This window comes from Bathymodiolus heckerae thiotrophic gill symbiont (assembly GCF_900180345.1).
Classification (GTDB): Bacteria; Pseudomonadota; Gammaproteobacteria; order PS1; family Pseudothioglobaceae; genus Thiodubiliella.
In genome coordinates, this window is the sequence record NZ_FXLV01000046.1 from 1 (window position 1) to 11,935 (window position 11,935).

At 39.8% G+C, this 11,935-nt stretch carries 13 protein-coding genes; 4 read left to right on the plus strand and 9 right to left on the minus strand.

Annotation, left to right across the window (positions count from 1 at the left end):
* Window positions 1-331 precede the first annotated feature (331 nt).
* From CRYPD_RS06085 to CRYPD_RS06110, 6 genes are read right to left on the minus strand one after another with little or no spacing between them, the layout of a single operon-like run.
* Window positions 332-2,086, minus strand: coding sequence for a M61 family metallopeptidase (locus tag CRYPD_RS06085; RefSeq protein ID WP_138146709.1), 1,755 nt, complete (start codon window positions 2,084-2,086; stop codon window positions 332-334).
* A complete protein-coding gene (locus CRYPD_RS06090) occupies window positions 2,086-3,456 on the minus strand; it encodes a TolC family protein (RefSeq protein WP_138146710.1) in 1,371 nt (456 codons plus the stop codon). The genes CRYPD_RS06085 and CRYPD_RS06090 overlap by 1 nt, the downstream gene beginning before the upstream one ends.
* The gene (locus tag CRYPD_RS06095) at window positions 3,453-3,968 is read right to left on the minus strand and encodes a shikimate kinase (RefSeq protein WP_244610266.1); all 516 of its coding nucleotides are present in this window, start codon (window positions 3,966-3,968) and stop codon (window positions 3,453-3,455) included. Before CRYPD_RS06095 ends, CRYPD_RS06090 begins: the two co-directional genes overlap by 4 nt.
* Window positions 3,969-3,976: 8 nt before the next feature.
* On the minus strand, window positions 3,977-4,168 hold the full coding sequence (locus CRYPD_RS06100) for a zinc-finger domain-containing protein (RefSeq protein WP_425290266.1): 192 nt from the start codon (window positions 4,166-4,168) through the stop codon (window positions 3,977-3,979).
* Complete coding sequence (locus CRYPD_RS06105) at window positions 4,168-5,097, minus strand: branched-chain amino acid transaminase (RefSeq protein ID WP_138146711.1); 930 nt, start codon at window positions 5,095-5,097, stop codon at window positions 4,168-4,170. Before CRYPD_RS06105 ends, CRYPD_RS06100 begins: the two co-directional genes overlap by 1 nt.
* A gap of 2 nt (window positions 5,098-5,099) precedes the next feature.
* Complete coding sequence (locus tag CRYPD_RS06110) at window positions 5,100-6,323, minus strand: aspartate kinase (protein WP_138146712.1); 1,224 nt, start codon at window positions 6,321-6,323, stop codon at window positions 5,100-5,102.
* 152 nt (window positions 6,324-6,475) lie between these two features.
* Here CRYPD_RS06110 and CRYPD_RS06115 point away from each other — a divergent pair, with 152 nt between their 5' ends.
* The 4 genes from CRYPD_RS06115 to CRYPD_RS08110 are packed head-to-tail and all read left to right on the plus strand — an operon-like array spanning window position 6,476 to window position 9,120.
* Window positions 6,476-7,723, plus strand: coding sequence for a M48 family metallopeptidase (locus CRYPD_RS06115; RefSeq protein ID WP_138146713.1), 1,248 nt, complete (start codon window positions 6,476-6,478; stop codon window positions 7,721-7,723).
* Window positions 7,720-7,998, plus strand: coding sequence for a hypothetical protein (locus tag CRYPD_RS06120; protein ID WP_138146714.1), 279 nt, complete (start codon window positions 7,720-7,722; stop codon window positions 7,996-7,998). Before CRYPD_RS06115 ends, CRYPD_RS06120 begins: the two co-directional genes overlap by 4 nt.
* On the plus strand, window positions 7,995-8,954 hold the full coding sequence (rsgA, locus tag CRYPD_RS06125; RefSeq protein ID WP_138146715.1) for a ribosome small subunit-dependent GTPase A: 960 nt from the start codon (window positions 7,995-7,997) through the stop codon (window positions 8,952-8,954). Before CRYPD_RS06120 ends, rsgA begins: the two co-directional genes overlap by 4 nt.
* Window positions 8,955-8,970: 16 nt before the next feature.
* A complete protein-coding gene (locus CRYPD_RS08110; protein WP_171004368.1) occupies window positions 8,971-9,120 on the plus strand; it encodes a hypothetical protein in 150 nt (49 codons plus the stop codon).
* Here CRYPD_RS08110 and CRYPD_RS06130 read toward each other — a convergent pair whose 3' ends face one another.
* The 3 genes from CRYPD_RS06130 to CRYPD_RS06140 form a co-directional block, all read right to left on the minus strand.
* Window positions 9,121-10,515, minus strand: coding sequence for a rhodanese-like domain-containing protein (locus CRYPD_RS06130; protein ID WP_138146716.1), 1,395 nt, complete (start codon window positions 10,513-10,515; stop codon window positions 9,121-9,123).
* Window positions 10,516-10,581: 66 nt separating this feature from the next.
* Window positions 10,582-11,217, minus strand: a complete 636-nt coding sequence (locus tag CRYPD_RS06135; protein ID WP_138146717.1) for a class I SAM-dependent methyltransferase — start codon at window positions 11,215-11,217, stop codon at window positions 10,582-10,584.
* Window positions 11,218-11,223: 6 nt separating this feature from the next.
* Entirely contained in the window at window positions 11,224-11,712 is a 489-nt protein-coding gene (locus tag CRYPD_RS06140; protein WP_138146718.1) for an FKBP-type peptidyl-prolyl cis-trans isomerase, read from the minus strand.
* Window positions 11,713-11,935 lie beyond the last annotated feature (223 nt).

Sequence of the window (11,935 nt, forward strand, 5' to 3'; positions counted from 1 at the left end):
ATAATCATCAAAAATCCACTTTTCACCCGCTTGGCGATTTTTTAAACCCAGCCTTAGCCCTGCTAGGACAAGGTTTAATAAAATCACCAATCTGGCAAAAATTGAATTTTGCTAATCATCCCTATTTATGCAAAGGTCTCTTTTAGTATTTTATTGTCAACTTGGGCGTAAATAATTTTTGGCTATTGTGCAATGGCTCGTTTAGTCTCTCTATGGCCTTAGAATAGAAAAAAAATTATCACTAAAGTGCCTAATAAAAATATCTCTATCTTGTCCTGTTAGGGGAAATATTCAACAAGGTTTCTCAAAAAATAAATTAACAAATAAAACTTTAAGTTATTGATTTTATCCATTGTTTTTGTCGCTTTAAAGTGGCTTTATTTGCCTTTTCATCAACTGTTAAAGTGCAATGTGTGTTTTCACCGTAGGCAATGACGAGTGGTATTTCACTGGGTAATTCATCTCTTAAAACACCCATCTTAATGCACTCGCCCTCGGCGTAGTCGTTCATCACTTTACCTAAATCTTTGGCAGACAGTTTGTTGCCATTAATGCTGGCAATCTTATCCCCCACATACAAGCCTGCAGTTTGTGTGCAGCTGTTGTCAAAAATATGGCTGATGACGGCGTGCTTCTGTGCTTTGTTGATGGTAAATCCATACTTTGATAAATCGTTTTTCTTGTGGGTAAATTCACAGTTAATGCCGATATATTTAAATGCTTCTTTAAGTGGCAAGTCGTCCACGCCATATAAATATTGCGCAAAGAAAGGAGTAAAGTCGCTTTGCACAAGGTGTTCAATCACTTGTTGTGCGGTGTTGTCTTCCAGTCCGCTCGCTTGATAATTGCCCCAAATCAGGCGTAAAACATCGTCTAATGAGTGCTGGTCATCGGTGCGTTTGCGTATTTCAATATCCAACACAAACGCTAACAATGTGCCTTTGCTGTAATAACTCACAATTGCATTGGGGGCGTTTTCATCTTGCTGGTAAAACTTTGTCCATGCATCAAAGCTGGACTCTGCCAATGATTGCCTGTAGCGGCCTCTGCCCTGTTGCACTTTGGTAACAGTTTGTGCGAATAGGCTTAAATATTGCTCGATAGAAAGCAACTCAGTGCGTAACAACGAGAGTTCGTCATAATAAGAAGTCCAGCCCTCAAATATCCACAATTGCTCGGTGTAATTTTCACAACTCATATTCAGTTCGTGAAAACTGGCGGGCTTGATGCTTTTAATCCACCAAGCATGAAAATATTCGTGTGAACAAAGTGCCAAAAAGCGGGTATATTCGGGTGTAATATCTTGCTGTTGTTGAGTGGGTAATTCTTTTCTAGCGCAAATTAAACTGCTGGATTTCTTGTGCTCTAAGCCACCATAATCCTTGTTGGTTACTAAAGTTAAAAATAAATAGTCATCAAAAGGAATGTTGCCACCAAAAAAATCAATATGATGCCGACAAATACGCATCAAATCGGTTCTTAATCTAGCAATATCGGTGGAATGTTCGCCAGTAATAGTCATAGCGTGCGGTGTGTTTGCTACGCTAAATTCAAAGCGAGTAAAGTCTGCCATTTCCACAGGATGGTCAATCAAATCTTGGTAATTATCAGCTGTGTAAAGCTCCGCACCTTGTTGCTTGTCTTTAAGTGTTAAAGTGGTTGCGCAACTCCACTGCCCTACTGCGTTATCTGACGGGTAGTTAATTAACACTTCGCATGGATCACTCTCAAAACCAAGTGGCTGTAAAAACACGCTACTGCCATTAAAAAACGCCCGCTGATTAGTCAAATAAGCACAGCGCACCGACAAATCAAAGGCATAAATTTCATACTCCAAAGTAATGCCATCAGTGCATGGGTAAGTAATCCAGTGATTTTTATCAAGTTTCTTAATCTTCACTGCCTGATTGCAACTACACGCCTTGATACTAATAATATGCTTAGAAAAATCACGAATTAGATAACTACCTGAAATCCAGTTTGGCAATGAAAACACTTGACCCAGCGGATTAGGATTGTCAAGCGTTAAACGCACTTGGAAAATATGCGCATGCGTGTTTTTTGGGGTTATTTGATATTTAATCACTAAATGAGTTGGTCAATCGCCGCTTTAAACTCAAAAACAGCTTGTTGATAATTTTTGGCAACTTGTGCGTAGTTAAGTTTAATAACTTGCTCGTTGTTTTGCGCATTAATGACAAAACTTACTTGCCCATTGCCATTGCCATAACGCTGTTTTTCCTCCACAGTGCGTGCTTTGGCAATCGTTTGTTGCTTCAAGTTAAGTTGCAACATTTGCTCAAGTAAGATAATTTTTTCCCTGAGTATTTTTGCTTGTGTGTAAATATTGAGCAGTTGTTCACGCTTATTTTGCACCAAACTTGCTAATTGGGTATTTGCCTTGGCAATGTTACTACTGCTTTCAATACCGCCTAGCGGATAAGATAAGCCCAGCCCTATTTTCCACGAGGTGCTTTGGTTTTCGAGTGATTGCGAATAATTGGTATTCTCGCCCGCACTACTAATGCCTAGGTTTAAATTCAGTTTTGCCTTGGATTGATTTTTAAAACTACGCAGCTGGCGTTTGAGTGTTTGTTGCGCCAAATTGCTGATTTTTAGCGCTCTAGCATTGTTTAATAAATATGCTTTTAAGGCTATTTTTTGAGGTTGATAAATTTTATATAAATCAGTGTCGGCTGCCACTTGTTTAAAATCTAAATCCAACATAATGGCGATTTCATAACGCAGTAGTATTAAGTCTTGCTGTGCTTGTAATAACTGCTGTTGTGCCTTTTGATAAGCATCTTGTTGTAATAAAACATCAACTTTCTCAACCACCGAGGCGGTGTATTTTTGCTTAACCAATGTCAGCTCTTCCTTTGACAATGCCAATCGACGCTCGTTAATCAGCTGCTGCTCTTGTGCATACGCTAGCTCAATAAAACGCCCTAGCTTTTTTAAAACAAAACCTTCTTCTGCCTCTAGGCGCTCTAATCTGTCTTGCGTAATGGCAATCTGTGCCACATCACCACTTAACCGGTCATTAATGCCATCCTTGTTGCGTAATAATGGATAACGATAGTCAATTGAAAAATCATTACGCGTGGCATTAATGCCCTTATTTTTGTCTTTCCAAGTGTGTGTAAAGGTAATATCACTACCTGTATTGATATGCTTTTTGCTCGCAGAAAGTCCAATTGAAGTGGTGTTTAGGCGGTCATAAGTAGCACTAGATGATATATTACTAACATTTTCATTTTGATACAAACTCTCAAGTGCAATCGTCCAGTCTTCATTCGCCTTTGTGGCTTGTTTTTCAATATGCTTAATCTCGCCAGACAACATCTGTTGCTTGAAAAAAGGATGCGTTGCCCTCAGACGCTCAACAAAGCCTTGCTCGGTCAATGCCTGTGCGTTAATAGCACTCAATAATATGATAACAAAAATACGCTTCATTTTGATGCCGCCTTTTTGATTTCACTGATAATAGCGTAAAGTTTTTTGCTCGTGGTGTCAATCACCACATTGGCAACGGATTGATAAAAATCCTCTCTGGCGCTCAGCAAATCACGGATGGTTTGCTCTCGATTGCTTGATTGTTCTAACAAGGGGCGTGATTTAGATTTGTCAGTGCGTTTAACCAATTGCTCAACGCTAGAGGATAAATATACCGCAAAATGGTTTTTTAACAGTTCACGGTTTTCTGCTTTAATCACGATACCGCCGCCTGTGGCAATCACAATATTAGGAATGTTGCACAAATCTTTGAGCATTTGCATTTCACGCTGACGAAAGCCTTCTTCGCCTTCTACATCAAAAATATAATCAATTGCGACACCTGTGCGTGCCACAATTTCAAAATCAGTATCAAAAAAATCTCGCTTCAGCACACACGCAAGACGCCGACCAACCGATGTCTTACCAGAGCCCATTGGACCAACTAAAACAATATTAACAAGTTTGTCCATGATAGCAATTATGCCAATTCGTATTTGGTACCACAATACGGACAGGATGCACGGCCTTTGCCATCAAACTGCAAAAATACCTTGGGGTGCATATTCCATTTTTGTGCTTCTTTAGGCGGACAATGCGCAGGCAAATCGCCCACCTCTACCATGCTAAAACTGACATGTTTTTGATGAAAACCATCTATACCTGTAGCCATTAACAGCCTCCTTTGCTAATCCATCGTTTATATTGCTCATTACGACCATAGACGCAATCAAAATACAGGCTTTGCAATTGTTCAGTAATAATACCACGCGCGCCAGTGCCGATTGTGCGATTGTCTAATTCACGAATTGGAGTAACTTCTGCCGCCGTGCCAGTAAAGAAAGCCTCATCAGCACAATACACTTCGTCACGAGTAATGCGCTTTTCAATCACTTTATAGCCCAAATCACTCGCCAATGTAAAAATCGTATCACGGGTAATGCCTGCCAATGCTGAGGTTAAATCAGGGGTGTAAATCACCCCATCACGCACGATAAAAATATTCTCGCCACTACCCTCTGCTACAAAGCCATCCACATCCAGCAACAACGCTTCATCGTAACCATCTGTCAGCGCCTCTTGCAGTGCCAGCATTGAATTAATGTAATTACCGTTGGCTTTGGCTTTGGTCATAGAAATGTTCACATGATGACGCGCATAACTTGAAGTGCGAATGCGTAAGCCATTTTTCATATTGTCCTCGCCCAAATACGAACCCCATTCCCACGCCGCAATAATGGTATGCACCTTTAAGCCATCAGCTCGCAAACCCATACCTTCTGAGCCATAAAAACACATAGGGCGAATATAAGCACTGTCTAAATTATTCTTACGCACAGCATCTCTTTGAGCTTGATTGATTTCGGCTTTAGAAAAACCAATATCCATACTCATAATTTTGGCAGAATTAAACAATCTGTTTGTATGTTCTTCCAAGCGAAATATTGCCGCACCTTTGTCGGTTTGATACGCACGAACACCTTCAAACACACCCATGCCGTAGTGCAATGTGTGTGTCAATACATGGACTTTGGCATCACGCCACTCAACCCACTCGCCATCAAACCAAATCAAACCATCTCTGTCGTCAAATCCTGTCATTTTTATTCCTTATCTAACTCAAAAGCGCTGTGCAATGAACGCACTACTAATTCTAAATATTTCTCATCAATCACCACCGATATTTTAATCTCAGAAGTAGAAATCATTTGAATATTCACATTTTCCTGATGCAATACCTCAAACATTTGCGCCGCAATCCCTGCGTGCGAGCGCATACCGATACCCACTAGCGACACTTTGACCACTTTGTCATCACTCTGCACCGCCTTGGCATTCAAATCTTTACAAATACCTTGCAAAATCATCTGTGCTTTGTCAAAATCGTTGCGATGCACAGTAAAAGCAAAGTTGGTTAAACCTTCCCGTGCCGATACACTCTGCACAATCATATCCACTTCAATATTCGCCTCACTAATCGGCTTGAGAATTTTATAAGCGATACCCGGCTCGTCAGGCACGCCAATTAAACTGAGTTTTGCCTCGTCTTTGTTGTGGGCAATGCCTGAAATAACTGCTTGTTCCATAATATTTTCCTCACTGGTAATTAAAGTGCCTATCGGGTTGTCAATCATAGAAGACAACACCCTTAAAGGCACTTTGTATTTTGATGCAAACTCGACCGAACGAATTTGTAACACCTTGGAGCCAAGTGATGCCATCTCCAGCATTTCCTCGTAACTCACTGTATTCATTTTCCTAGCATTCGGCTCAATACGGGGGTCGGTGGTATAAACCCCGTCCACATCCGTATAAATTTGACACTCATCAGCCTTCAATGCCGCTGCTAACGCCACCGCCGTGGTATCTGAGCCACCCCGTCCTAGCGTGGTGATATTGCCCTGTTCATCCACCCCTTGAAATCCAGCAACCACCACGACCTTGCCTGCATTCAAACTACCATGAATACGGCAGTCATCAATTGATTTAATGCGTGCTTTACCATGCTCACTGTCGGTGATAATCTTTACCTGAGCGCCAGTATAAGAAATCGCATCACAACCCAATTGCTGCAACGCCATACACAGCAAAGAAATCGTTACCTGCTCGCCCGTAGTTAGCAAAACATCCATCTCTCTTAAAGAAGGCGTATCCTGAATGCCCTGTGCAAGCGCTGTCATACGATTAGTCTCGCCACTCATCGCCGAGACGCTGACAACTAACTTATCTCCAGTAGCGGCAAAGGCTTTGATTTTTTCAGCAACCGTTTGAATCCGCTCTACCGAGCCAACTGAAGTGCCACCATATTTTTGAATAATTAACGCCATTAAATTATCTATAAAAGAGCTTTCTTATAATTATACCTTTATCCCCTTTTTCTTACCTTTTATTTTTAATACGCTTCTTACTTGTAATCAGTATTAAAGCAGTGTTGTATTTATCAAGTAAAATATTAATTTTTCTTTTTATAAAAAAATATATGACCTTTAATCTATTTACTTTACTGTTTTTGATGGCAATGCTTAGTTATGTTGTGATTTTGTTGTGGCTCAACACACGGCAAACAAAGGCGGTACTTGATTCGTTTGATAAAGTACCTGATGAGTTTGCACAAAAAATCACCTTGGAGCAACATCAAAAAGCAGCGAATTACACACACGCTAAGCTAACACTTAATTATTTCGAGGTGGTTTTTTCAGCACTTGTTTTGTTGGCTTGGACTTTGGGTGGTGGTTTGAATTGGTTAGATAGCTTTTGGCATTCGTTAAGTGATAATATACTATTCGTTGGCGTGGGTTTTATTCTTAGCTTGATGCTGATAGGTTCTTTAATTGATTTACCATTTAGCCTCTACCGAACTTTCGTTTTGGAAGAAAAATTTGGCTTTAACAAAACCACGATAAGCACGCTAATTAGCGACACAATTAAAGGACTTGGATTGGCATTAGTGATTGGCGTGCCATTGTTGTATGTGGTGCTGTATTTAATGAATGAAATGGGTGAATATTGGTGGTTTTTTGTTTGGCTGGTGTTAACAGGTTTTTCTTTGTTAATGTTGTGGCTTTATCCTGCGTTTATTGCACCACTATTTAATAAATTTAATCCCTTAAAGAATCAAGCACTCAAGGCTAAAATTGACAACTTACTTAAGCGCACTGGTTTTAAAAGCGATGGAATTTTTGTAATGGATGGCTCTAAGCGTTCATCACATGGTAATGCGTATTTTACGGGGATTGGTAAAAACAAGCGTATTGTGTTTTTTGATACTTTGCTCAAAGGTATGAATGACAACGAAGTGCAAGCTATTTTGGCACACGAATTAGGGCATTTTCACCATAAACATATTCGCCAACAAATGATAATTTCTTTTCTTACTTCGTTGCTTGGTTTGGCACTATTAGGTTATCTTATTACACAACCTTGGTTTTTTAATGGCTTGGGTATTGAAAAAACAAGCAACCATACTGCTTTGGTGTTATTTACTTTAACGCTACCAATATTTAGCTTTTTTATTGAGCCGATTAGCCACGCCCTATCACGAAAACACGAATTTGAAGCCGATGCCTTTGCTGTTAAACACACTAATGCTGATGATTTAATTTCAAGTTTGGTTAAACTTTATCGTGATAATGCATCAACACTAACGCCAGATAAGCTATACTCAGCATTTCACGATTCACATCCCAGTGCATCTATCAGAATAAAACAACTAAGGAAAAAACAATGAAAACAACATTATTTATAACAATCGCCCTGCTATCAACGGCAACTTTTGCCAACAAAGAAGGTGCAACATTACACGATAAATCATGTGCAGAATGTCACATCATGCAGCATGACGACAGTTTTTACATGCGTCAAGATCGCAAAATAATATCACTACCTAAATTAAGCGGACAAGTAAGTCGTTGCGCTCAAGCGTTTAGCGTAGACTGGTTCCCTGATGAAGAGAAAGCTGTGGTTGATTACTTAAACAAAAAATACTATCAATTTAAACATTGAGCCTGACACGCCGCCAACAATGGCGCATTGAAAAAATCCAAGCCGAACGCATTGCTAGGGTTGATAAAGCCTCTAGTCATTCTGAAAACCTGCTAGACGACACTACTCAGGCGCAAACAGGGCTGGTCATTACCCGCTACGGACAGCGATTATTGATTGAAAACAGCTCAGGCGATTTAATCCAATGCACTGCCAGACGCAATATTGAGTCTTGTGTGGCAGGCGATCAAGTTGTTTTTCAGGCACTTGGTAACGATGGCGTTATTACCGCTTTGCACAAACGCAACAACGCCCTGGAACGCTCACACAAGCTGATTGCTGCCAATATCGACGAACTATGGCTGGTAGTAGCAATCGAGCCACATTATCAATTTGATTTAATCGACCGCTATTTAATCATGGCACAGAATACCAACTTAGCGATCAACATCATCGTTAACAAAATCGAACTTAGTGATAAGATTGAGCAAGTCAAAAAGGACTTTGCTATGTATGAGGATATTGGCTACCCAGTGCATTATTTGAGTGTTAAAGCGCAAATTGGTATTGACACGCTAACCACTCAACTTGACGACAAAGCACATATATTTTTAGGGCAATCAGGCGTAGGAAAATCGTCTTTAATCAATCAATTGATACCCGATTTAAACCTGCGAGTGAATGAAATCTCCAGCAAAAGCAAGCTCGGTAAACACACCACCACCACCACCACGCTATACCACATTCCCACGGGCGGCGATTTAATCGATTCTCCCGGTGTTCGTGAGTTCCAACTAGACACCCTAAACGCCAAAGAAATCCTAGAAGGATTTAGAGAGTTTAAGCCCTTCGTCGGTCAATGTAAATTCAGGAATTGCGCACATATTAACGAGCCAAACTGTACCATTAAAAACGCATTAGAGGCAGGTAATATCCACCCCAAGCGTTACCAAAGTTACCTTAATTTAATTAAGTAGAGACCTTTGCATAAATATGAATAATCATCAAAAATCCACTTTTCACCCGCTTGGCAATTTTTTAAACCCAGCCTTAGCCCTGCTAGGACAAGGTTTAAGAAAATCACCAATCTGGAAAAAATTGAATTTTGCTAATCATCCCTATTTATGCAAAGGTCTCAAGTAGTTACTCAAATTCCATATAACGAAAAATACGCTCGGCGTTTTGGCGGTGTAGTTCTCGATAAGTACCCCAATCTCGATAAGCAGATTGGTCAATGTTATAAGCGTCTGTCAAACTACCATCTTCGTCAATTAAATTTTGAACTTGGTCATACATATATTGCAGATAATCCTTGGTAAATTTGGTCACAGTTGCTAAATCGGTTGGCTTACCATGTCCAGGAATAACAACCTCAGGCGCTAAGGCTTCAATCTTGTCCCAAGTCTTAATCCACGCCTTAATATTGGTGTGCTTAAATATCGGCAACAGTCGTTCATTAAATGCCGTATCGCCACTAATCAATAGTTTTTTCTGTGGCAGCCACAGTTGAATATCATCAGGAGAATGTGATGCACCAATGTGCATTAATTCAATCTTAGTGCCACCCATTGTCAAATTAAACTGCTTATCAAATACCACATCTGGACGAATAACTTTTGTACCAATAATTTTGTCTTTTTGCACACTTGAAGCACGCAAGTAAATCTCTTTGCCAATACGCTTAATCTCTTTATCGGTCTCTGTGTGCGCAATAATAACCGCACCCTGCTGTTGCCAATAATTAGCACCTAAAATAGCATGACCTTGAGAATTTTCAAGCACCACATACTTAACTTTCTGATTGGTAATTTTCTTAATTTCCTCATGCATCGCCTTGGCTACAAGGTAATTACCACCTGCATTAAATACCAATACGCCATTAGTAGTTACGATAAATGACAAATTATTATTATGATTTGAATTTTCATAAGTAGGCGGCTGTGTCGCACCAATCGCTGAATAGACATTTTTAACCACTTTAACAGGCTTTCTATACAAAATACTCTCAGGAACATGATCACTAACTTTAACTGGATTAAGCCTTTTTTTCCAAGTCATAAAACCATCGGCATAGTTTTTAACATTGCTATAACCCATCTCCATCAAAGTTTTGGCGGCAAGTGGTGAACGAAAGTTGAGCCCACAATACACCACAATTGGCGTATCTTTACTAAGTGCATAATCCGAAATTTGAAACTCCAGCCAACCTCGCATTATATTAACATTTTGACCTCTCTTAATCGTGCCAGTGTGTTTAATCTCAAATGGCGCACGCACATCAATTAACACCACACTTGGGTCGGTATCTAAAATTCTAATAAGTTCATCGGTATCAATATCAACCAATTGCGCAGTAGGTGGCTCAGGCTTTACAATCGGTTTAGTAATAGACTTACTAACAACTTCTTTAGCAGGCTTGATAATAGCCTCTTTAATAGGCTTAGCAACACCCTTAGATTGCAAAAACCAATCACTAAAATCAGCTTGAGCACTTGTCAAAATAAAAACCGCACTCATCATTAAAAAATAACGCAACATAATCTTCCTCTTGTATTTGTATTTGTATTTGTATTTGTATTTGTATTTGTATTTGTATGGTACTAATTATGCACTAAATAAAGCAACATTGCCACCAAAAAACTTAACATTTACGCCCCACTGTTGTGCCAAATAGCGCATTGTTTGTTGCGAGAAAAAACAAATATGGGTCGGGTCATTCTTGTAATACCACGAAGCAAAATTCACCTCTTGCGTTATCATTTGCGTCATCACTGCCAACACGCCGCCTTTTTTAAGCATAGTAAACAAACGCGCTAACTCAAATCTTGGATTGCTCAAATGTTCAAGCACTTCGGTGGCAGTAATAAAGTCATACTGATTACTAAAGACGACTGGATTATTGGCATAAAATTTATCAAATAAATCCACTTGATGCCCTTGTTTTTCGAACATCAGCGACAAAGTTGGACCCGGTCCAGAGCCAAAATCCAAGCCCTTGGCACTCACGCCAATATACGCCATAACTGGGTCAAAAACTTGAGACAAAAACGCCTGATAATGCTTATCATCAGGGTTATTTTGATGAGTATCGTAACGCAGTTTTTCTTCGCTATCGCTGAGATAATGGGCTTTTGACATAAACACCAAATCACACTGCCCACAACTCAGATAGCTAACGCCCTTGTTTTGATAATAAGGCTGAATTTTCTCAAAATGACATAATGGACAGTGCGCATCCATTGGCGTTTAATGCGAGCAAGAGTCACCGTGAGCGTGGATATGTCCATGTTCTAATTCTTCTTTACTCGCCTCTCTGATGCTTTCAATACTGATATTAAAATGCAGAATCTGCCCCGCCAAAGGATGGTTAGCATCAACGATAACTGTGTCTTTATTAATCTCTTTAACGCACACAATAAACGCATTACCTTGCTCGTCCTGAGATTGTAATTCCATACCTAGCGTAAGGTTGTCAATACCTTGTAATGCCGCCATCGGAATTTCTTGAATGCCCTCAGAATGATGTTCGCCATAAGCCTCTTTTGGCTCAACCTTAACCTCGCAAGATTCGCCAACTTTCATCCCCTCTATTGCCTTTTCCAAGCCAGGTACAATATTGCCATGTCCCTGAAAAAATGGCATGGGATCTTGCTCTTTGGTCGAATCAATCACCTCTCCTGCATCGTTTTTTAAGGTGTAATGCATCTCAACTACTTTGTCTTTTTTTACGGTCATTTTTTATCTTTATTTATTAAAAAAGAATGATTATATAGGAAAAATCTGAGCACGATAAGTAGTTACTCTCTTGCATAAAAAAGATGAAGTTCCCCCAATAAACTGGACACCAAATTACAACAATTTAGGAATCCAAAATGACCATAAAATACACAGCCTTTACCAAAGCGTTTAAACTAGAAGCCCTACATTTGGCAAATCAACCTAACACCTCTGTGGCACA